19 protein-coding genes are annotated in these 21,792 nt (G+C 39.0%); 16 read left to right on the top strand and 3 right to left on the bottom strand.

Annotated elements, in window-relative coordinates:
* Nucleotides 1-14 precede the first annotated feature (14 nt).
* The 13 genes from ACR2F7_RS14580 (at nt 15) to rfbA (ending at nt 12,930) form a co-directional block, all read left to right on the top strand.
* The gene (locus tag ACR2F7_RS14580) at nt 15-218 is read left to right on the top strand and encodes a YwbE family protein (protein WP_432714277.1); all 204 of its coding nucleotides are present in this window, start codon (nt 15-17) and stop codon (nt 216-218) included.
* Between the two features lie 78 nt (nt 219-296).
* Complete coding sequence (locus ACR2F7_RS14575; RefSeq protein ID WP_432714276.1) at nt 297-542, top strand: DUF4834 domain-containing protein; 246 nt, start codon at nt 297-299, stop codon at nt 540-542.
* An 85-nt stretch (nt 543-627) separates the two neighbouring features.
* Nucleotides 628-3,111: a hypothetical protein gene (locus ACR2F7_RS14570; protein WP_432714275.1), complete on the top strand. Its 2,484-nt coding sequence runs from the start codon at nt 628-630 to the stop codon at nt 3,109-3,111.
* 8 nt (nt 3,112-3,119) lie between these two features.
* On the top strand, nt 3,120-4,106 hold the full coding sequence (locus ACR2F7_RS14565; protein ID WP_432714274.1) for a glycosyltransferase family protein: 987 nt from the start codon (nt 3,120-3,122) through the stop codon (nt 4,104-4,106).
* Nucleotides 4,107-4,136: 30 nt separating this feature from the next.
* Nucleotides 4,137-5,120, top strand: coding sequence for a DUF6427 family protein (locus ACR2F7_RS14560; RefSeq protein ID WP_432714273.1), 984 nt, complete (start codon nt 4,137-4,139; stop codon nt 5,118-5,120).
* A gap of 101 nt (nt 5,121-5,221) precedes the next feature.
* Nucleotides 5,222-5,977, top strand: a complete 756-nt coding sequence (locus ACR2F7_RS14555) for a type III pantothenate kinase (RefSeq protein WP_432714272.1) — start codon at nt 5,222-5,224, stop codon at nt 5,975-5,977.
* Nucleotides 5,940-7,289 carry a hypothetical protein gene (locus ACR2F7_RS14550; protein WP_432714271.1) on the top strand — a complete coding sequence of 450 codons (1,350 nt, stop codon included), beginning with the start codon at nt 5,940-5,942 and terminating at the stop codon, nt 7,287-7,289. Before ACR2F7_RS14555 ends, ACR2F7_RS14550 begins: the two co-directional genes overlap by 38 nt.
* A gap of 46 nt (nt 7,290-7,335) precedes the next feature.
* A complete protein-coding gene (gene lptC, locus ACR2F7_RS14545; RefSeq protein WP_432714270.1) occupies nt 7,336-7,866 on the top strand; it encodes an LPS export ABC transporter periplasmic protein LptC in 531 nt (176 codons plus the stop codon).
* A 120-nt stretch (nt 7,867-7,986) separates the two neighbouring features.
* A complete protein-coding gene (locus ACR2F7_RS14540) occupies nt 7,987-10,083 on the top strand; it encodes a peptidylprolyl isomerase (protein WP_432714269.1) in 2,097 nt (698 codons plus the stop codon).
* Nucleotides 10,084-10,146: 63 nt separating this feature from the next.
* A complete protein-coding gene (locus tag ACR2F7_RS14535) occupies nt 10,147-10,662 on the top strand; it encodes a DUF2480 family protein (protein WP_432714268.1) in 516 nt (171 codons plus the stop codon).
* Nucleotides 10,663-10,694: 32 nt separating this feature from the next.
* Nucleotides 10,695-11,477 carry a DUF3108 domain-containing protein gene (locus ACR2F7_RS14530; protein ID WP_432714267.1) on the top strand — a complete coding sequence of 261 codons (783 nt, stop codon included), beginning with the start codon at nt 10,695-10,697 and terminating at the stop codon, nt 11,475-11,477.
* A gap of 2 nt (nt 11,478-11,479) precedes the next feature.
* Nucleotides 11,480-12,040: a DUF3109 family protein gene (locus ACR2F7_RS14525; RefSeq protein WP_432714266.1), complete on the top strand. Its 561-nt coding sequence runs from the start codon at nt 11,480-11,482 to the stop codon at nt 12,038-12,040.
* A gap of 29 nt (nt 12,041-12,069) precedes the next feature.
* Nucleotides 12,070-12,930, top strand: a complete 861-nt coding sequence (rfbA, locus tag ACR2F7_RS14520; protein WP_432714265.1) for a glucose-1-phosphate thymidylyltransferase RfbA — start codon at nt 12,070-12,072, stop codon at nt 12,928-12,930.
* Between the two features lie 343 nt (nt 12,931-13,273).
* Here the strand turns inward: rfbA and ACR2F7_RS14515 are convergent, their stop codons facing one another.
* Nucleotides 13,274-15,637, bottom strand: coding sequence for a M1 family metallopeptidase (locus ACR2F7_RS14515; protein ID WP_432714264.1), 2,364 nt, complete (start codon nt 15,635-15,637; stop codon nt 13,274-13,276).
* Nucleotides 15,638-15,741: 104 nt separating this feature from the next.
* On the opposite strand from ACR2F7_RS14515, the gene ACR2F7_RS14510 reads away from it, so the two are divergent.
* Entirely contained in the window at nt 15,742-16,281 is a 540-nt protein-coding gene (locus tag ACR2F7_RS14510) for a DUF6702 family protein (RefSeq protein ID WP_432714263.1), read from the top strand.
* Between the two features lie 110 nt (nt 16,282-16,391).
* A complete protein-coding gene (locus tag ACR2F7_RS14505) occupies nt 16,392-17,588 on the top strand; it encodes an anhydro-N-acetylmuramic acid kinase (protein WP_432714262.1) in 1,197 nt (398 codons plus the stop codon).
* Here the strand turns inward: ACR2F7_RS14505 and ACR2F7_RS14500 are convergent.
* Complete coding sequence (locus tag ACR2F7_RS14500) at nt 17,585-19,360, bottom strand: aminopeptidase P family N-terminal domain-containing protein (RefSeq protein WP_432714261.1); 1,776 nt, start codon at nt 19,358-19,360, stop codon at nt 17,585-17,587. The genes ACR2F7_RS14505 and ACR2F7_RS14500 overlap by 4 nt on opposite strands.
* A gap of 37 nt (nt 19,361-19,397) precedes the next feature.
* Complete coding sequence (locus ACR2F7_RS14495; RefSeq protein ID WP_432714260.1) at nt 19,398-20,546, bottom strand: acyltransferase family protein; 1,149 nt, start codon at nt 20,544-20,546, stop codon at nt 19,398-19,400.
* A gap of 238 nt (nt 20,547-20,784) precedes the next feature.
* On the opposite strand from ACR2F7_RS14495, the gene ACR2F7_RS14490 reads away from it, so the two are divergent.
* A complete protein-coding gene (locus tag ACR2F7_RS14490; protein WP_432714259.1) occupies nt 20,785-21,603 on the top strand; it encodes a CPBP family intramembrane glutamic endopeptidase in 819 nt (272 codons plus the stop codon).
* Nucleotides 21,604-21,792 lie beyond the last annotated feature (189 nt).

The raw sequence follows: 21,792 nt of genomic DNA, 5'->3' as shown, positions 1-21,792 counted from the left end.
AAACGATTGATTGAATGGACGGAAAGAATAGAAAAGACATCTACCCAGGCTTAGAGGTAGACATTATTTTGAAAAAAGACCAGCGCAGTGGCGCTTTAACAAGGGGCATAGTGGCTAATTTACTGACGTCTTCTGCTTTTCACTCCCGCGGTATAAAAGTGCGGTTGGAGGATGGACAAGTAGGACGGGTAGCCCAAATTGTTGAAGAGGATTTGTAAGTCTAGTGCAATAATGTATTTATTGTTGTAATAATTAAAGACGGATTCCGTCATATTTGTAAATATTAACCTGAAAATATGGGCTTTTTGAAATTTTTACTGATCGCCATTCTGGTGCTTTGGCTGATCAAAATTATATTACGACTGGTGTTTCCATTAGTGTTGAAGAAAGTTTTCAGCAAAATGCAACAGCAGGCAAATGGTGCTGCACCACAGCAAAAAAAACCGGAGGGATCGATTTCCATCGATTATATGCCGCCGCAACCTAAACAAGGAAATGCCGATAAACTAGGTGATTTCGTCGATTATGAGGAGTTGAAATAATATAATAATATAATTTCTTCGTTATTCAGTGCTTATTTCTTTCCTTTTTATATTTTTGGGGTTAGTTTTATATAAATAACCCTTAATGAATACTTGGTTTAAAACAAATGGCATTCACTTAGCCATCATCGGATTCTTCGTAATTATCTGTTTTGCTTACTTCAGCCCTGTCTTACAAGGCAAAGGGCCAGCGCAAAGTGACGTGTTGCAGGCTAAAGCCATGCAGAAAGAAATTATGGACTACAAGGCGAAAGATGGTAAAGGCCCATTGTGGACTAACCAAATGTTCGGCGGTATGCCTGCCTACCAGATATGGGTACAATACCCAATGAATGGTGCTACACACGTTATTTCATTGATTAAAACAGTATTGCCAGATCCGGTAGATGTGGTTTTATTATACTTAGTAGGGGCTTACCTGCTTTTTTGCGTGTTAAAGGTCAACCCTTATCTCGCTGCGGCAGGTGCCATTGCCTTTGCTTTTACCTCTTATAATTTTATTATTATCGCTGCAGGGCATAGCAATAAGGCCATGGCCATTGCTTTCTTTGCACCCATAATAGCCTCGGTGGTGCTCACCCTGCGTGGAAAATATTGGCTCGGCGGAAGTTTATTTGCTCTGTTTTTGGCGCTGGAAATCCGCGCCAACCATATCCAGATGACTTATTACCTGTTCATTGCCTTATTCATTTTTATCGCTGTTGAAGCCTACCATGCTTTTAAAGAAAAACGCTTTCCTCCATTTGGCAGAAGTCTTTCTTTCCTTGCTATTGGCGCTGTGTTGGCCTTAATGGTGAACACGAGTACTTTATGGACTACCTATGAGTATGGATTGGAATCTAACCGTGGAAAATCTAATTTAACAAGCGATAAAGCAGAAGAAAATTCTGGTCTGTCTAAAGAATATGCTTACGGATGGAGTCAGGGTGTGGGCGAAAGCTTTACCTTCCTTATTCCAAATTTATATGGTGGTGCAAGTGGTATTGATGCCCTTGTGAAGCCTGAAAGTAATGTTTATAAAGCTTTATCTTCCTTAACAGGTGGCGATCCTACACGGGCAATTCAACAACTTGGTGGCCAGATAGGTCTGCAACAATACTGGGGTGGAAAACCTTTTACCTCCGGACCTTATTACTTTGGTGCTATTATCTGCTTCCTTTTTGTTTTCGGTTTGCTGATTGTTCGTAGTCGCCTGAAGTGGTGGATCCTCGGTACAACCATTCTCTTTATGTTGTTATCTTTTGGAAGTAACTTCCCATTAGTATCTGACTTGTTCTTCGATTATTTGCCTCTGTATAATAAATTCAGAGCGGTAGAATCTATCCTTGCCGTTGTGGGCTTATTGGTGCCTCTTTTAGCTATTCTAGCGATTAAAGAAGCCGTGGAAAGTAGCTATGAGCAAAAAGTGCTGGTTAAAAAATTAACGATTGCAGCAGCTATTACTGGTGGTTTTTGTTTGCTTGTTGCCGTTATGCCTACGGTGTTCTTCAGCTTTGCAGGTCCAAATCATGGCTTAATGGTTGATGCGCTTACACAAATTTTGCAGAATAACCGTGGTGAGGCTTTGAAAATTGCTGATGCATTGATTTCTGATCGTGCTAGTCTGGCAAGTTCCGATGCTTTAAGATCTTTGTTTTTTATTGCAATAGGCTATGCCTTGATATGGGCTTTCATTACCAAAAAAATGAACCTTCAATTTGCAGTGATTTTATTAGGCCTTGCAGTTTTAATAGACATGTGGCAAGTTGACCGTCGTTATTTAAATAACAATAATTTCGCCAGTAAGGCAAATTTAACCAACCATTTCCAGCCTCGTGATGTTGATACTTTTATCATGGCTGATAAAGATCCTAATTTCAGGGTTTTCGACCTTAGCATTTCTACTTTTCAAGATGCAACAGCTTCACAGTTTCATAAAACTGTAGGTGGATACCATGCGGCTAAATTAAAACGTTACCAGGAATTAATTGATCAGCAGCTTACTAAAAGCATCAATCAGGATGTTTTAGACATGCTGAATACTAAATATGTAATTACGCAGGATCAACAAAACGGATCTTATAAAATGCAGCGTAATGCTACAGCAGCAGGAAATGCATGGATAGTACAAAGCGTGCAGTTTGCTAAAAATGCAGATGAAGAAATGAAAGCCATCAGCAGCTTTGATCCTAAAAAAGAAGCCATTGTTGATGAACGATACAAAGGGATGTTGGACACAAAAAAGATTACTGCCGGAGGTCCAACAGCGATGATTAAACTGGAGAGCTATCACCCTGATCATTTAGTTTATACTTACAGTGCACCGACGGACGTCATTGCTGTATTCTCAGAAATCTATTACGATAAGGGTTGGAATATGTATGTAGATAAGGTGAAAAAACCTTATTTCAGGGCAGATTATGTATTACGTGCAGCACAGTTAGAAGCAGGTAACCATACTGTTGAATTTAAATTTGAGCCTGTATCTTACTATACTGGAGAGAAAATATCTCTCGCCGGATCAATATTGTTGTTAGCTGCCCTTGGTTTTGCTTTTTATACTGATCAGAAAAAGAAAAAAGTGGCATAATTGCTAAAATGAAGATACTCTATGCTATTCAAGGTACCGGTAACGGTCATATCAGCCGTGCCAGGGAAATTGTACCCTTACTTCAGCAATATGGTGAAGTAGACCTTCTGATTAGCGGCACACAATCTGAAGTTAAACTGATACAGCCGGTAAAATACCAGCTTCATGGTTTTAGTTTTATCTTCGGCAAAAAAGGTGGTGTTCACCACTGGGAAACTTATAAAAGGATGAATCTGCCGCGTTTTATTAAAGACATGCGGCAGGTTCCTTTAAAAGATTACAACCTCATCATCAATGATTTTGAACCTGTAACCGCATGGGCCTGTAAATTACAGGGATTGCAAAGTGTAGGTTTAAGTCACCAGGCCTCCTTTCAGTCGCAGAAAGTGCCCAAGCCCAAAAGTATCGACTGGGCGCAGCTGGTGATGAAATATTATGCACCGGCAACTCATTATGTGGGTTTTCATTTCCATCAATACGATGATTTTATCCATACTCCGGTAATCCGTTCAGAAATCAGGAATCTACAAGTAAGCAACCTTGGTCATTATACGGTTTACCTTCCCGCTGTTGATGACCAGTTGCTGGTGCCTTTGTTGCAGCAGCTTCCGGAGGTAGAATGGCATATATTTTCTAAGCACAGCAATTTTAAATATACAGTAGGGAACATACAGGTTTCTCCGGTAAACAATGAAGAATTCAATAGCAGCCTGGCCGGCTGTGCAGGATTATTTACCGGAGGTGGCTTTGAAGGACCTGCAGAGGCACTGTTTTTAGGGAAAAAGTTATTGGTAATGCCTATGCGCTATCAATATGAACAGCAATGTAATGCTTATGCCTTGAAACAAATGGGTTTCCCTGTAATCTGGGGAAGCAATAAAAACTGGCTTGCTGCCCTCAAAGAGTGGGTGAATAGCCCCCAGGAGCATCAATATTCATTTCCTGACAATACCGCTGCGGTCATTGCTAAGGTAGTGCAGACATTTGCCAGATAATTTTCTTTACTTTGGAGCTCGACAAACAGCATGATTAATCAGTTTAGAACCCTTAACCCCATCAACCTGCTTTTTCTGCTTGCATATACTTTTTTTATGCGGATGGCCATATTTACGAATCTTCCGCCGGTTCTTCATTTTGAATTCCTGGAACCTTATGCTGATTTTTTTCTGCAGATCCCCATCAATAATGATTCTTTCAGCCCCTCGGTTAACATTGTCGTTGCTGCAATTTTAGTGTTTATACAAGCCCTGGTGTTTAACAGGGTGGTTAATAACCATGCTTTATTGAGTAAACCAGGTTACTTGCCGGCATTACTATATATTACCGGCACCAGTCTATTTATGCCTTTCCTGGTTTTAAGTCCAACCTTGGTTTGTAATTTTCTCCTCATCTGGATGATGGATAAAATGCTTAAAATAGGCAAATCACCTAGTGCCATCATGCTGATGTTTGATATTGGCATGATCATTTCGTTAGGGACATTAATATATTTCCCTTTTATTGTGATGCTGCTGATGCTATGGCTGAGCCTTTTACTATATCGCTCTTTTAATTGGCGGGAATGGCTTGCAGGCTTAATTGGTTTTTCAATGGTATTTTTCTTCCTTGCCGTTTTTTACTACTGGCATGATGAACTCAGGTTGTTTTACCGGATCTGGCTGCCGCTGACCAATAAATTCCCTTCTGTATTTACCATTAACTATAACGATTACCTTGTTTTGGTGCCTGTTTTAGTGGCTATGATTCTTGCCATGATACAATTAAGAGAGAACTTCTTCCATAGTTTTATCAGCACAAGAAAGGCTTTTCAAATGCTTTTTTTTATGTTTATCATCGCTGTGGTCAGCTGTTATACAAAACCTAATTTTGGTGTCTACCATTTTTTATTATGTGTGCCGCCGGGAGCTGTATTGTTGGCTTATTATTTTTCAAATGCCACAAAGCGTTGGTTTTACGAAAGTTTATTCCTTGTTTTGGTCATCACCATACAGTACTTTTTATTCGTTTAACTTTTTTTAACAATTTGATCCCTTGAAACTTGCTAGATATTAATAGCTTTGTGCCATGAAGTTTGGAGACATCATGTGCGTATTAGCCCCTGTTCTTGTCAATGCATAATCTGGTTATTGATATTGGCAATACGAACAGTAAGGTTGCTGTTTTCAGATCAAGGACGCTGGTTCACTTCGAATCACTGGCGAAACTTGATATCCGCAGGATAGCGGAATTGCTGGACACTTTTGAGGTAAGTGGCTCAACGGTATCAAGTGTGAGCGATGAACAGGCGGCGGTTATAGCACTTCTTAAAGCACGTACCCGCTATATAGAATTTTCTACCCGTAGCAATCCGGGAATAAAAAACCACTATACAACGCTATCAACATTAGGGTTAGACAGGTGGGCGAAAGTTATCGCTGCACAAAGGTTTTTCCCAGGTGAGGCTGTGTTTATGATTGATGCAGGCACCTGCATTACCTATGACCTGCTGAACGAGCAGGCAGAATATTTTGGTGGCAGCATCAGTCTGGGTATAAAAATGAGGTTCCAGGCCTTACAACATTTTACAGGCAGGTTACCGCTGGTAGAATGGAAGAATGAAAATATGACGATTCCTGAGGGATCGGATACAAATAAAGCTATCCAGCGCGGCGTTTTGCAGGGGGTAGCATATGAAGTGGAGGGTTTTATTGCCCAACAGTTTCAAAAAGACAATAAAGTGAAAGTGCTGATTACAGGTGGCGATGCGGCCTTTTTTATGAATCAATTAAAAGATTGTAAATTTGCAGATCAGGTTCAGCACGAACCTTACTTAGTATTAAAAGGATTAAATGAAGTCATTGCATTTGAATATGTACAAAAAAATTAGTTGTATCACCGCCGTTATGGTTGTGCTTACCTGCATTACAGTAAAAGCCCAGGTTACCACACAGTCACCTTATTCAAAATTTGGTGTTGGAAATATTAAAGGGATAGCCTTGCCACAGTTTAGAGCTATGGGGGGTATTTCTACCGGTGTATACAAGCCAAATGGTTATAGCAATGTAAATATGCAAAATCCTGCATCTTATCCGGGAATTAACCTGACCACTGTTGATATAGGTATTGCTGGTGGATTTACAACACTGAAAACTGGTGAGGTCTCTGAAAACAGCTTTAACTCCACCCTTACTCACATGATGATCGGTGTGCCAGTAAGTAGCCGCTCTGCCTTGACTTTTGGTGTGGCACCTTATACTGAACTGGGTTACCAGATTGAGAACAGGGTTACCCTAAGCAATGGTGCTAACTCTGCAAGCCAGGATGCCAATTACATTTATACGGGCGAAGGTGGCATCAACAAGGCGCATATTGGTTACGGCTACCGTTTTGGCAAAGGCTTAAAATTAGGTGGTAATGTAGAATACCTTTTTGGTAACCTGTTGAACTCACGTTCTACTGAATTAGTAGCGCCAGATTCTGTAGGTAGCAGTAACAGCATTAACTCCCGTATGCAGACAAAAAATAGCATAGGTGGTTTTAGTTTCTCTTATGGTATTCAATATGATATTGCTTTAAACAGTAAAACATCTCTTGTTTTAGGTTACTCTGGCTCTGCAGCTTCTACTGTAGCGTCTACAAAGTCTTCGGTAGTTACACAATACTTCAAAAATTCTTTAGGTGAAGAACAGCCTGCTATAGATACATTGGTTAATGTTGACGGTGCTGAATCGAACTTTAAATTACCATTGATACATAACTTTGGTTTCACCATTCAGAAAGATAATAAATGGTTAATCGGTGCTGATTACCGCATGGGTAAGTGGTCTGAAAGCAGTCTTAATGGTGAAAGTTTAGGCTTACAAGATACCCATGGTTATTCTGTAGGTGCTCAAATTACACCGGATATCAATTCCATAGGTAGCTACTGGAACAGGGTAGATTACCGTATTGGTTATACCTATGATAAAACTTATGTTCAGGTAAACAACCAGGATGTGAAACAAATGGCCATTACTTTTGGATTTGGATTGCCACTGGCACGTTCAATGAGTGGTCTTTCGTTTTATAAAATGAACTTTACAACGGAGATTGGTAAAAGAGGAAACATCAACAACGGATTGGTTCAGGAAAACTTTGTGAATTTCAGTTTTGGCTTTACGCTGAATGATAAATGGTTCAGGAAGTTTAAATTCGATTAACATGAACAGGCGCAGTATACAATTTTGTTACGCTATACTATGCGCTATGCCGCTTTTTTTGAGTGCCTGTAGTGAAGATGACCTTAAAAAAGCGGCAGCTATATCTGCCAGTAAAGTTACCTTTACCAGAGACCGGTCGCTCGGTGTAGAAGTTATCTACAGCGATTCTGCCAAGGTAAAAGCCAAAGGCTTTGCACCGGTACTCGATAAAATGAGTCCTAAAGATGGTAACACATACCAGGAGATGCCCAAAGGGGTAGCCATAGATTTCTATGGTGACCTGCTGGTAAAAACCGGCAGCATCAAGTCTGATTATGCCATCATGAAGGATACCGAACAACTTACGATTTTTAGAAAGAATGTGGTGGTGGTTACGGATAACATGACCTTTACCACTGATGAGCTGACCTGGGATCAAAAGGAAAAGAAGTTTTTCTCCCCTAAAGGAGTAGTAACAAGACCTGATGGCTCTTTTGTAGATGCCATTAACTTTTCTGCCCCCCAGGATTTCAGTACCACCACCTTCGAACAGGGCTTTGGGGAGACATATATTAAAGGTGATTTAAGCCAGCAATAGTTAAAATATTGTCGGGTTATTTCCTTAATTTATAAATACTTATTCAAAAAGCTTTTTAAATTTTCTTTTTTTCGCAAAAGTTGTATCTTGCGCCTCTTAAAAAAATATAAAATAATTATTATGGGTTTAATGACATTTTTGCGTAATCGTGCGGGCTATATCCTTATAGGCTTTATTGGTTTTGCAATTGTTGCATTTTTGTTGGGCGACGCAATTAACGTAGGTAAGCCATTTTGGGCTGAATCTCAAAAAGTAGTTGGATCTGTAGATGGTGAAAACATCGACATTGACACTTTCGGAAAAAAGGTAGAACAGAGCGAAGCGCAAATGAAACAGCAATACGGCGGTAGTTCAAACCCTCAGATGCAGGCGATGGCTGTAGAAAATGTGTGGAATGGTGAAATCGCAGGTATTCTTTTAAATAAAGAATATAGCCGTTTAGGCTTAGCAGTTTCTGGTGATGAGTTGTTTGACCTTTTACAAGGTAAAAAACCTAGCCCGCTAATTGTTCAATATTTTGGCAATCCTCAAACAGGACAGGTTGACCGTGCTGCTGTTATTGCAAGTTTAAAACAACAAAATACTAATCCTCAGCTTAAAGAGCAATGGGATTTATTGCAACTAGAAATTGAAAAACAAGCTTTACAAGAGAAATACGGTAACATGATTAAAAATTCTGTTTACGTAACTTCTTTAGAAGCTAACGACGAATACATGAATAGAAACAAACTGGCTAACTTCAACTATGTGAATTTAGACTATGCTTCTATTGCTGATGCTACTTTGAAATTGTCTGAATCAGATTATTCTGATTATTACAATGAAAACAAAAAACGTTTTGACAATCCTATTGAAACAAGGACTTTCGAATACGTTTCTTTCCCTGTTAATCCGACAAAAGAAGATACTGCAGCGATCAAAACACAAATCAATAAGTTAGCAGCTGATTTCAAAACTGCTAAAAACGATTCCTTGTTCGCTTCAATTAACTCTGACGTTAAAGTTCCTTATACTTATATCACCAAAGGTCAACTTGATCCTGCTGTAGATTCAGTAGTCTTCAATTTGCCTGCTGGAAGTTTTTACGGACCGGTATTATCTGGAAACTCTTACAAACTGGTAAAAGTTGTTGATAGCCGTTTTTCGCCTGATTCTGTTAAAGCAAGTCATATCTTAATCGATGCTGCTAAAGTTGGTGGTGCTGATAAAGCGATGAAATTGGCTGACTCCCTAAAAACTTTGGTTCAGGGTGGTGCAAGTTTTGCAACATTAGCTGCAAAATACAGCGTTGATGGATCGAAAGATAAAGGTGGCGATTTAGGTACTTTTAGCCGCGGCCAAATGGTTGCTGAATTTGAAAATGCAGCCTTTAACGGTGCTGTTGGAGATCTTAAAGTGGTACGCTCACAATTCGGTGTTCACTTAATCAAAATTGAAAAACAAGTAGGTTCTTCAAAAGTGGTTAAGCTAGCTTACATTGAGAAAAACCTTAACCCTAGCAGCAAAACTAAAGATGCTGCTTATAAAAAAGCAACTAACTTCTTAAGTGGCTTAAAAGGTGATAACTTCAACACCCTTGCACAGAAAAATGGTTATACTGTTGCTGTAGCTGATAAAATTGGTGCAAGCCAAGGTTATGCTCCAGGATTAGATAATCCTCGTCCTTTAATTAAAGATGCTTATGCAGCTGAAAAAGGCGATGTGTTAGAGCAGGTTTATACCATGGAGAATGCTTACGTAGTTGCTCGCTTAACGGACATCAAGCCAAAAGGTTTATTGCCATTGGCAGCTGTTAAAAAAGATATCGAGCCGATGGTTCGTCAGGCTGTAAAAGCAAAAATGCTGACTGAAAAGTTAAACAGTGCTTTAAATGGTGCATCAAACATCAATCAGGTAGCTCAAAAAGTGGGTAAGCCTCTTGAAACTGCAGAAAATATTGTATTTGCTAACCCTGTACTTTCAGGTGTTGGTCAGGAAAACAAACTTATTGGATCTGTTTTCGGATCATCAGTAGGAAAACTTTCTAAACCTGTTGCAGGTGAACGTGGTGTTTATGCTTTTAGTGTAAAAGGATTCAGTAATCCTGCTGCCTTAGCTAATACCTACAAGCAAAAAGAAACAATGTTATTGACCTTGTCGCAACGCTCTTTAGGTGCTGCTTTCCAGGCATTAATGGATAAAAGTGAGATAAAAGACAATAGGGTGAAATTCTATTAATCTTATTTTATGTAATTTTGTAACCGGAAGCAAACCAGCTTCCGGTTTTTTTATTTAAGGACAATGGATATTCAGGAAAATTTCTTTAATAAAGTAGCTGCCAGTGGGTTGGTTACCTTGAACCTTGAGGAATATTATCCTAAAGGGGAGCGTATAGTATATGATATCAAAGAGAATCTTTTTCATGGACTAATTTTGCGCGAAAAAGATTTCCGGGAATTTATCAAGACGCACGACTGGGCTCAATACCAGGACAAAAATGTAGCCATCATCTGTTCTGCAGACGCTATTGTGCCTACATGGGCTTATATGCTCTTGTCTAACCGCATGACGACCTATGCCAATGAAGTGGTATTTGGTACCCTCGAAGTACTGGAAGCTGTATTGTTTAGCAAAGCTTTGGCTAAAATTGATATTGCTGCCTTTGCTAATGAAAGAGTCGTAGTAAAAGGATGTGGCGATATTGATGTGCCAATAGCTGCTTATGTAGAGCTCACCAACCTGCTGAGTCCTGTAGTAAAGAGCATTATGTATGGTGAGCCTTGTTCTACGGTTCCTGTATTTAAGCGTAAGGATTAATGATTTTGGACGGCTTTTTGCAAAGCTCCCGTATGAGATATACTTTGTTGTTTGTCGTATTCTCGATTTTATTTGCATGTAGCGCATCTGCTCAGGAGCTGCCCTTAAAAAAAGAACCTGTATTTCAGCCCGGCGAAGTGCTGGAATATAAGCTGAAGTATGGCTTTATTACCGCTGCCGAAGCTACTATTAAAGTGTTGAATACAGACCAGAAGTTTAACGGAAAGCCTACTTACAGACTGAATGTTGATGCGCAGACCTCTGGGAGTTTTGATGTTTTTTATAAGATAAGGGACCGCTATGATTCCTATATTGATAAGGACACTTTAACACCTTATTTTTACCAGGAGAATGTGCGCGAGGGCGGTTATAGAAGAGAAGATAAAGCAAGGTTTACCCAAAGTACCCGCAAGGTAGTTTCTAACCGTGGCAATTTTACCGGGCCTACGCACCAGACCTTTGATTTGGTTTCTGCTTATTATTTTGCACGAAGCCTTGACATCACTAAAATGAAAATTGGTGATAAGTTCGCTTTGAATTATTTTCTGGGCGATGAGATCAGTCAGCTACAGATTGAATTTATTGGCAGGGAAACCGTAAAGACTAAACTTGGTACCATCAGGTGTTTGAAATTCAGCCCTTCTATTCAGCCAGGAAGGATTTTTAGAAAAGACAGCAGATTATACCTCTGGATTACTGATGATGGCAACAGAGTGCCTGTAAAAGCCCAGGTAGAGATTCTGGTTGGTGCAGTGACCATGGAAATAAAATCAGCCGCCGGATTAAAATATCCGCTGGCTATAATTAAAAAATAAAAATGATAGAAGTACAAAACACCCTGTTGCATGAAGATTTAATCCGCGAGAACTTTGTGTGTAATTTAAATAAATGTAAAGGGATTTGTTGTGTGGAAGGCGATGCTGGTGCACCTTTAGAACATGCTGAAAAGGCAATCCTTGAAGAAATATATCCAAAAATTAAACACCTGCTGGCCCCACGCGGTATTGCTGCTATTGAAGAATACGGTACTTCTGTGATAGATGCAGATGGCGATTTAACCACGCCATGTGTAGAGGGCAACAAAGAATGTGCTTATGTAACGTTTGAAGATGGCATTACAAAATGTGCTATTGAAAAGGCCCATGAGCAAGGTATTGTAGACTGGCAGAAACCTATTTCTTGCCACCTCTATCCAATCAGAATTACCCAATATCCAGAATTTGATGTTTTAAATTACGATCGATGGAGTATTTGCAGTGATGCCTGTACCTTTGGCCGTGAGCTGAAAGTGCCGGTATACCAATTTTTAAAAGGACCACTGATTAGAAAATATGGCGCTGAATGGTATAAAGAACTCGAAGATACTGTAGCTTTATAAATAATCTATTAACCTCTAACTCTTATAATTTGAAAGGAATAATTTTAGCAGGCGGAAGTGGCACAAGGTTGCACCCGTTAACCTTGGTCATGAGTAAGCAAATGATGCCGGTTTATGATAAGCCGATGATCTATTACCCATTGTCAACCTTGATGCTTGCCGGGATCAACGAAATACTGATCATCTCTACCCCACACGATCTCCCTAACTTCCAGAAACTTTTAGGTGATGGCTCTAGCCTTGGTTGTAAGTTCAGCTACGCTGTACAGGAAAAACCAAATGGACTGGCACAAGCTTTTGTCATTGGTGCTGATTTTATTGGTGATGATAAAGTTGCCCTTGTATTAGGTGATAACATTTTTTATGGTGATGGCATGTCTAAATTACTGCAAAGTAGTTCAGATCCTGAAGGTGGCGTTGTTTTCGCTTACCAGGTGGCAGATCCGGAACGTTATGGTGTGGTTGAGTTCGACGGCGATAATAAAGCGATCTCCATTGAAGAAAAGCCTGTACAGCCTAAATCAGACTATGCTGTGCCTGGACTTTATTTCTATGACAACAGTGTAGTAGAAATTGCTAAAAATATTCAGCTTTCACCACGTGGGGAGTATGAAATTACTGATGTGAACAAAGTATACCTGGAAATGGGTAAACTTAAAGTAGGTGTATTGAGCAGGGGTACTGCCTGGTTGGATACAGGGACTTTTGCTTCTTTAATGCAGGCAGGTCAATTTGTAGAAGTTATTGAAGAACGCCAGGGTTTAAAAATTGGCTGTATTGAAGAGGTAGCCTATAGAATGGGTTACATCGACAAAGAACAATTGAGAAAGGTTGCTACGCCATTGGTAAAAAGTGGCTATGGAGCTTACCTATTGAAAATGATTAAATAACAAAAAGAACAATAATTAAAAAGATCCTGTATCATGAAGAATGGTACAGGATCTTTCTGTTTCAGGCACCTGATCAACAAGTAATATTTACCTAATCGGTGCGCAGGTATTGACAGGGCATTAACAGGGCCTTCAGTTATCAATCGATATAGGAAGGCCCTACGAAGGCCCTACCAATGCCCTCTGAACGCTATGGAAACTATAAGTTGCAGTATAACTTTAAACTAGTTGTAAATCCTTAATAACTAATAGTTTTTATAGCTGTTTTCGGGGGTTAATTCCATAAAAAAAGAGGCTGCATCAAAAAATGATACAGCCTCTTTTGTGTATAAGGTATTTTAACTTATGATTTCTTAGCTGCTTGCATAGGGTTCAATCCTGTTGATTGGCCTCTTACAGCGCCACCAGCTTTTTGTTTAAACAACTGGAATTTGCTAGGCTGCGCACTGCCACCCCAGGTATTGTTAGTTTCATCAATATCTGCAGTTTCACGCATAGGATCTAATTTGATAGCTGTTACTTCTTTGTCTTCCACATAGAACTTAGAAGCATTGTTTTCGTTCAGTCTCCAGATTTGTGCAGGAATACGGTCTATCTTCTTAGTGCCATCAGCATAAGTAAATTCTACAATGATTGGCATTACTAAACCTCCTTTATTGCTGAAAGATAATTCATAGTAAAACTTATTAGCGTATTTTCCCTGTTCAGCAGCAGGCAGGTTTTCCACCATTGGTTTACTTTCCTGTTTACGCGCTGTGGTATCTACCTTTTCTAAGCCACGTGCATATCTCCAATAGAAATCCCTTGTTTTAAGGTCTTTATCAGTATAAAAGCTAATGTTTTTGTCGTTCTTATTTCTAATTTTTGAAATGTCTTCAAAGGCATTCACTGCAGGTGCATCAACTTTCACGGTCATTTGTCTGGATCCAAGTTTAGCATTGAAATCTGCTTTGGCAAATTTCACCGAATCCAGGGAAATGTCGCAGGCATCAGTTCCATAGAACCATCCTCTCCAGAACCAATCTAAATCTTCACCACTTGCATCTTCCATTGTTCTGAAGAAATCTGCTGGAGTAGGGTGTTTAAAAGCCCATCTGGTCGCATATTCTTTAAACGCATAGTCAAATAACTCACGGCCCATAATGGTTTCCCTTAAGATATTTAAGGCCGTTGCAGGCTTAGAATAAGCGTTAGGACCAAAACGAACAATGTTTTCAGAGTTTGTCATTACCGGCTCCAATTGGTCTTTCGGTAATTTCATGTAATCTATAATGGTATATGCAGCCCCTTTTTTAGTAGGGAACTTATTATCCCAAAGTTCTTCTGTAATATATTCCATGAAAGAGTTCAAACCCTCATCCATCCATGTCCACTGGCGCTCATCGCTGTTGATGATCATTGGGAAGAAGTTATGACCTACCTCATGAATAATTACCCCTAACATTCCATTTTTGCTGGATTCACTATAAGTACCATCTTTTTCAGTACGGCCATAGTTAAAGCAGATCATTGGGTATTCCATTCCATTAGCAGCCTCAATACTTTGTGCTACTGGGTAGGTATAAGGAATAGTGAAGTCTGAGTAAGTTTTGATGGTATGGGCAATGGCTTTGGTAGAAAACGGACGGTATAAACCGTAAGCTTCCTTACCATAAAAGCTCATACACATGACTGATTTACCTTCAATAGGCTGTGCCATGGCATCCCAAACGAATTTACGAGAAGAAGTCCATGCAAAGTCCCTTACATCATTGGCATTAAATACCCATGTTTTGGTAGCAATGCTTTTCTTGGTTTCTGCTTTTTTAGCCTCATCCAGTGTTACAATTTCAATAGGCTCTGTAGCCGATTTAGATTTGTTGTACCTGTCTAACTGTCCAGCAGTTAACACTTTATCATAGTTAACACATTCTCCTGTAGAGGCAACCATATGGTCTGCAGGTACTGTCATTTGTACTTTAAAGTTACCAAAAGTAAGGGCGAACTCTCCGCGACCTGTAAATTGGTGATTTTGCCAGCCCTGGAAATCACTGTACACACATAAACGTGGGTACCATTGTGCCATGGTAAAAATATGGTTCCCATCTTCAGGAAAAAACTCGTAACCACCACGGCCACCAATAGTCATCCTGTCGGCAATGTTATAATTCCAGTCAACTTTGAAAACAAAAGTCTGTCCAGATTTCAAAGGTGCAGGGATTTCTACACGCATCATGGTTTTATTGATGGTGTATTTTAGGGCTTTACCTTGTGCATCAGTCAGCTTGGTGATTTTGACACCATAACCATTATCAGCAGTGCTTTGTTGTGCTTTATCAAGCATAGCCGTCGTTGCACGCTCAGGGAGGGTAGAGCTGCTCTGGTAATTGGCATTGTTGATGTTGTTGTGTTGATTTTCATCAAGTTGCAACCATACATAGGTCAGTACATCAGGAGAGTTATTGATGTAGGTAACCGTTTCTGAACCTGTAAGCTTTAGGTTTTTTTCATCAAGGGTACATTTAATATCATAATCTGCACGCTGCTGCCAATATTTTACACCGGGAGCACCACTTGCTGTTCTTTGTTCATTTGGCGTAGTAAGGATGGTGCCCAGTTGCTCAAATTTATTTCCATGGTTGCTTTCTGGGTTGTTCTTTATGTTCTGAGCATTGGCAATGCCCATTGAAGAGCCCAGGAAGACAAAAAAAGTAAAGATTTTCTTCATTTATAGCTTATTAGAGGATTTAGAATTAATTTGCAGCTCCTTGGAAGAAGATGCGAATATAAATTTAGGCGTTTTTTTTGCAAAGTGAAATAAAGTTTACAGCTATGTCGATATTAATCAGTCAATCTCTATTATTTTGTTACTTTCTACTAGGGATTTTCCCTTTACCAGTAAAAGAAGGTGTTCCTGTTTTTAACAACAGGCATCCTTTACACCTGAGCAGTATGGAACTCAATTATACGACAAAGGGAGGAACATTGGAAATTAGTTGCCGGTTGTTTACCGACGACCTGGAAGATGCCTTAAGGAAACAATTTAAAGTGCCGGCAGATCTTTCAGCACCAGCAAAGCATAAAGCAATGGATGAGTTATTGAAAAAGTACATAGCCATGCATGTGCAGCTAAAGGCGAACGAAAAAGCACTTCCTTTAAATTATTTAGGCTTTGAGAAAGATAGAGAGGCTATTGTTGTTTATATAGAATCTGCAACGGTTAAAGGACTCAAAAAGTTGGAAATTCAGAACAGTTTAATGTATGATGTGTTTGATGATCAGGGAAATATCATGCATATGATTTATAATGGAGCAAGGAAAAGCACTAAATTGGATTACCCGGATCGTAATGCGGTTATTCTGAATTTGTAACATTAAGCTTTATTACGATCTGCCTCTTTATACCTTTAATAAAAAACATTTTCAGTTTATTCCTGGAATTCGTTTGATTTAAAAATTCATAAAATTCACCATTCATAAAAATGAATCAGCATTTAAAGAAACTTTACGAACTTTCAACCGCACCCAGTCGCATTATTATAGGCTTAATGTCTGGTACTTCTTTAGACGGTTTAGATATTGCCCTTTGCCGTATTCATGGTTCAGGTTTATCTACCAGTACAGAGCTGCTTCATTTTACCACTGTTCCTTATGAGCCTGAATTTAAAAAGGAACTGAAATCGATATCATTTAAGGCCCGTGTTGACTTGCAAAAAGTAACCTTGTTAAATGCTTACATTGGCACTTACCATGGAGAGCTTATTTTAAAGTGCCTTCAGGAATGGGATTTTGCTGCTGAAGACGTAGCTGTTATTGCCAGCCATGGGCAAACCATTTATCATGCGCCTAAAACCAAACATCATTTAGCAGAATGGCCAAATGCTACTTTGCAGATTGGTGATGGAGATCACCTGGCTGTAAAAACAGGGATCATTACCCTCAGCGATTTTAGACAAAAACATGTGGCTGCAGGAGGGGAGGGAGCACCATTAGCGGTTTATGGAGATTACCTTATTTTTTCGAGCCCAGTTGAAAATCGCATTTTATTAAATATAGGAGGAATTGCCAACTTTACCTACCTTCCTTCAGGAAGAAATGCTGAACTCGTATTTTCTACTGATGTAGGACCTGGCAATACGATGATGGATCAGTATGTACAATTGCACTATCCTGGAAAACAGTATGATGAAAATGCGGCTTTAGCTACTGCAGGTAGTGTAAACCAAGGATTATTAGCGGCTTTATTAAACCATAACTTTTTTGATTTACCATTCCCTAAAACAACAGGACCTGAATTATTTAATTTACTGTATTTAAGCGAGGCATTAAGTGTTTCTAATAATGAAGGGTTAACCAATGAAGATATTTTAGCTACCCTGTGTGAGTTTACTGCAACCAGTATAGTGAATGCCATTAACCGTTCCATGGGCGGACTTCAGGATTTTGAAATCTACATGAGTGGAGGGGGAATGCATAACCCTTTGCTGGTAAAGAAAATAGGGGAAAAATTAAACAAAACCTTGAAGGATACTAAGGAACTAGAGATAGATCCAGATGCCAAGGAAGCGGTGTTGTTTGCACTTTTAGCGAATGAGTGTCTAACAGGAGGGCGACTTGATTTCGGAAGTCGCCCTGGTCTGCCAGCTGTATTAATGGGTAAAATAAGTCTGCCGACTTAAATTGCCTGTGTTTCTGTTTTAAGCCAGTTGTTTTCTTCTTCAGTTAAGAAAGGACTTAACTTTTCGAAAACCATCGCATTATAGTTGTTTAACCAGGTGATTTCACTTTGTTCTAAAAGTTCTTTCTTAACGATGGTGGTATTGATTGGCGCTATGGTTAAGGCCTCGAAAGCATAGAAATCACCAAATTCAGTAGCTGAATCGGCAATGGTATGGACTAAGTTTTCAATCCTGATGCCATGCTTTCCCGGGCGATAAATTCCAGGTTCAATCGAAGTAATCATTCCTAACTCAATAGCAACGGGGTTATTGGTAGGGTTGAATACCTGGGGACCTTCGTGCACGTTTAAGAAATAACCTACACCGTGTCCGGTTCCATGCCCATAGTTAATTCCATTTTCCCAAATTGGTCTCCTGGTTATAGCATCAATTTGGTAACCACAGGTGCCTTGCGGAAAACGCAGTTTGCAGCCATCAATCATACCCTTCAAAACTAAAGTATAATCAATACATTCTTCTTCTGTGTTTTTTCCTAAAGAAATTGTACGGGTAACATCTGTTGTTCCATAAAAATACTGACCTCCAGAATCTACCAGGAATAAGCTTTCCGGTTGAAGTGTTGCATCACTTTCAGCAGAAGCAGAATAATGTGGCAAAGCACCGTGTGCCTTATATGCGCTAATAGTTGTAAAACTATCACCCACAAAGCCCTCTTGTTCTTCTCTGTAACTCCGTAATTTAGCAGCCGCAGAAAGTTCTGTAATTTTTATTTTGCCTATATTTTCTACAATCCATTTAAAGAAACGGGTAAGGGCCACACCATCTTTCACCATGGCAGTCCTGGTGTTTGCCAGTTCAGTATTGTTCTTTACTGCTTTTAAAATAGTAGAAGGATTGGTTTCTTTAATCACTTTTACACTTGCCGGCAATACTTTTAAATAAGCAAAGCAGTTTCTTTTTGGATCGATAAAGATGGAGCTGTTTTCCGGTAAACGTGATAAAGCTGTTTCTATTTCCTCATAAGGTAAAACCTCTACACCATTCTTTAATAAAGCTTGTTTTTCTGCTTCGGTTAATTTAGAAGGATTGATGAATAATTTAGCGTGATCCTGGCTGATCAATGCAAAGCTCAGCACTACCGGATTATAATTCACATCTTTTCCACGAATGTTAAATAACCAGGCTATATCGTCCAAAGAAGAAACCAAATGGTACTCTGCCTGAAAACTGCTAAGTGCTTTTCTTACTTCTGCTAGTTTTGAACTGACCGATTGACCAATATGCTGTTCTTCAATTAAGAAGGCAGGATCGGTCGGTAGAGATGGTCTGTCCTCCCAAATAGGGTTTAAATAATCTTTATGAGTTAAGGTAATACCTTTATTTGACAGGTTTTTAGTTAACAGGTCACCAGAAAGGATCGATAATAACTTTTCATCCGAAGCAACAGTGCTTCCCGCAGGTAAAGTTTCACCAAGCCAGTTGATATATTCGGGCATGTGCTGCACTTTTAATTTAACTAATTCAAAGCCGCTGCCAGCAAGTTGTTCCGCTGCCTGTTCAAAATACCTTGAATCAGTCCATAAGCCTGCAAAATCATGGGTAATTACCAAAGTACCCGCAGAGCCTCTAAAGCCAGACGCAAAAGGAATACATTTATAATGTTTGGGCAAATACTCACTCATGTGCGGATCTGCAGAAGGAATAAGATAAGCATGGACATTATCTGCTTTCATTTGTTCACGGATAGCGCTTAGTTTTTCTATATATGTCATTTCATGAAGTTAATTGTTGTAGCGCAAAGTTACAAAATTATAAAGATGATGATCGTGCCTCATTGCCACTCACAATATTGGTGTACCTGGATTTTAGGTCTATAAATGGTTTTTCTAAAAATTCGAAAGAGCAGGCTGAAATACCAATAACAAGGGTTAAAACTAATGGGTAAATCATTGGCGCAGGAAAGGTGCTCAAATAAAGATAGGTTTTTACTGCGATAACAATTGCAATGGGGTGATACATATAGAGGCCGTATGAAATTTTGCCCAGGTAATTGGTCCATTTATTTTCCATGGAGAAAATCCGCTGTTGATTAGCTGCAAAGTTGACGATGATGATGCCAAATAGGATGGCGTAAAATTCATAATGTAAATAAGGAAGATGAAAACCTATCATTAAAAGGAAAATCGTTAGCGATAATATTATCCATTGCAGCTGTTTGCTAAAGATGAAAGCTCGTAGACGCTGTGTTAATGGGGTGTTTTTATCAATCAGTAAAGCAAACAGGCCTCCGATGGCCATGCAGTCAAGCGGGGTAGATTCCCAGAATTTTTTGGCGATGTCAAAGAATTGAGTTTTAGGCGATAATGTTAATCCTGCTTTAATTAATAAGTAAGAGAAAATCACCGTTAACATTAATGCCAGCCGACGCGGAAATCTTTTAATTAAAACAGGCCAGATCAGGTAAAATTGTTCTTCCGTGCCAATGGACCAGGTATGAGAAACATAAGGGATGGGCGGAAAAACTTTAAACACAAGGTTAGGTAGAAAAAAAACGTATAACAGAAATTTTGGATAGAAATAGGTGTCTGTGGGCTTGTGCAAGCTCTTGATGTCAAAGAATTCGAGTTGAGGCAAAATAAAGAAGGCAAGAAAGACAATTAAAAAGTATAAAGGCCAGATCTTTAATAGTCGCCTGATGTAAAAGTTTTTGATGTTGATGGTGTTGGTTACCTCTTTTTCTTTGAATAACAAATAAGAAATTAAGAAACCACTTAATACAAAAAACAAGACCACGCCAAGTTTACCAATGAGTTTAATGACCTCATGATTCCATCCGTTTTCTAGCTGATATAATGCTTTAAATTGTTCAGTATGATGAATAATCACCAGAAAAGCTGCAATGAAACGTAGTGCATTTAGATTTTTAAAATACACTTTATGTGCTGCCTTTATATCCATTCGTTAAGGACTAAGGATGGTTAAAAACTTAGCTAAATTAATAGTTTTGTTTTGAAATGGAGTCGTATTTGTTGTAATCTTTAATAATAAACTGCACGATTTCTTGAACGGTATTTTGCCGTTATACATTTTGATTATTAAAAAACGACCGTTTTTTGGAACTATTCAGTACCTTGTCAGGGATTGCGAACTTACAAACAAGCCTAAGGCAAATTAGCTAAGGCACTACCATTTTTGAATGAATAAAATATTCCCGAGTAACATCTTTCAAGCCTTACTACTTCTTTTTATTGGTCTTGTCACTGCAACACCTGTTATCTTCATCACTCAAACATACTATAGTCACTTATCTGCTGATATAACAGGAAGCATTATGTTCATTGTGCTTTGCATTGCTATTATATGCGTCGCCAAAGTGATTAACTCAAAACGAAAAGTAGATATTAACTATGGGTTCGCACTTCCAATAAAGTCTCCAAAGTTTATTGCACTAACAGTTTTAATAATCCTGATTTTTCAGGCAGGGATTAATGCTCCATTCACTAATGTACTAAGCTTTTACCTAAACGGTAAATCCACTTTCAGCAATCCCTTTAGTCAAATGCCTTTATTCTTGGGAGCTATTCTCTTAGCGCCTCTTTTTGAAGAACTCATATTTAGAGGCACAATATTGAAGGGCTTTTTAACGAAATACACTCCTGCAATATCAATTATTCTTTCCGGTGTCCTTTTTTGTGCGATTCATATTCAGCCGGTTCAGCTATTTGGGGCACTCTTTTTCGGCATTCTATCAGGATGGATTTATTACAAAACAGAAAGCTTAGGTCTTTGCATTTTGCTCCATTTCCTGTCTAATTTTTCCAGTCAGCTTATCTCTTATACCTTGTTTAAGACCAATCTATCTGGCAATATTTTGTTACCTAATATCTATGGTCCCTACACTTTCTTTGTGATCGGGGTCAGTGTGTTGGTACTTTCATATTTAATATTTAAGGTAGCTAAGAATTTGACACACTCCAAATCCGCTAAGACGACACTTCTTTTTATTGCTGATTAATATCATTTAAAGGCGTTTATACTACCTACATCATTAAACCCTCGTGGCTGTTGCAGAAGGGGAATGTTCTTTGAAACGTTGATTCATCAGATCTTTTATTCAGCCATTAGGACAACTGGTACTGATTAACTGGATTAGCGGAAAATGCAAGTAAGTGCCGCCATAAGGTGTTTATGATGGCTTCAAAGA

Source organism: Pedobacter sp., assembly GCF_045628745.1.
GTDB lineage: Bacteria > Bacteroidota > Bacteroidia > Sphingobacteriales > Sphingobacteriaceae > Pedobacter.
Note: the sequence above shows the minus strand (reverse complement) of the source record. Positions and strands in the feature narration are given on the sequence as shown.

Coding starts and splice junctions, on each gene's coding strand:
- ACR2F7_RS14580 (WP_432714277.1), top strand. CDS start 15: ATGGACGGAAAGAATAGAAAAGACATCTACCCAGGCTTAGAGGTAGAC.
- ACR2F7_RS14575 (WP_432714276.1), top strand. CDS start 297: ATGGGCTTTTTGAAATTTTTACTGATCGCCATTCTGGTGCTTTGGCTG.
- ACR2F7_RS14570 (WP_432714275.1), top strand. CDS start 628: ATGAATACTTGGTTTAAAACAAATGGCATTCACTTAGCCATCATCGGA.
- ACR2F7_RS14565 (WP_432714274.1), top strand. CDS start 3,120: ATGAAGATACTCTATGCTATTCAAGGTACCGGTAACGGTCATATCAGC.
- ACR2F7_RS14560 (WP_432714273.1), top strand. CDS start 4,137: ATGATTAATCAGTTTAGAACCCTTAACCCCATCAACCTGCTTTTTCTG.
- ACR2F7_RS14555 (WP_432714272.1), top strand. CDS start 5,222: ATGCATAATCTGGTTATTGATATTGGCAATACGAACAGTAAGGTTGCT.
- ACR2F7_RS14550 (WP_432714271.1), top strand. CDS start 5,940: ATGAAGTCATTGCATTTGAATATGTACAAAAAAATTAGTTGTATCACC.
- lptC (WP_432714270.1), top strand. CDS start 7,336: ATGCCGCTTTTTTTGAGTGCCTGTAGTGAAGATGACCTTAAAAAAGCG.
- ACR2F7_RS14540 (WP_432714269.1), top strand. CDS start 7,987: ATGGGTTTAATGACATTTTTGCGTAATCGTGCGGGCTATATCCTTATA.
- ACR2F7_RS14535 (WP_432714268.1), top strand. CDS start 10,147: ATGGATATTCAGGAAAATTTCTTTAATAAAGTAGCTGCCAGTGGGTTG.
- ACR2F7_RS14530 (WP_432714267.1), top strand. CDS start 10,695: ATGAGATATACTTTGTTGTTTGTCGTATTCTCGATTTTATTTGCATGT.
- ACR2F7_RS14525 (WP_432714266.1), top strand. CDS start 11,480: ATGATAGAAGTACAAAACACCCTGTTGCATGAAGATTTAATCCGCGAG.
- ACR2F7_RS14515 (WP_432714264.1), bottom strand. CDS start 15,637: ATGAAGAAAATCTTTACTTTTTTTGTCTTCCTGGGCTCTTCAATGGGC.
- ACR2F7_RS14510 (WP_432714263.1), top strand. CDS start 15,742: ATGTCGATATTAATCAGTCAATCTCTATTATTTTGTTACTTTCTACTA.
- ACR2F7_RS14505 (WP_432714262.1), top strand. CDS start 16,392: ATGAATCAGCATTTAAAGAAACTTTACGAACTTTCAACCGCACCCAGT.
- ACR2F7_RS14500 (WP_432714261.1), bottom strand. CDS start 19,360: ATGACATATATAGAAAAACTAAGCGCTATCCGTGAACAAATGAAAGCA.
- ACR2F7_RS14495 (WP_432714260.1), bottom strand. CDS start 20,546: ATGGATATAAAGGCAGCACATAAAGTGTATTTTAAAAATCTAAATGCA.
- ACR2F7_RS14490 (WP_432714259.1), top strand. CDS start 20,785: ATGAATAAAATATTCCCGAGTAACATCTTTCAAGCCTTACTACTTCTT.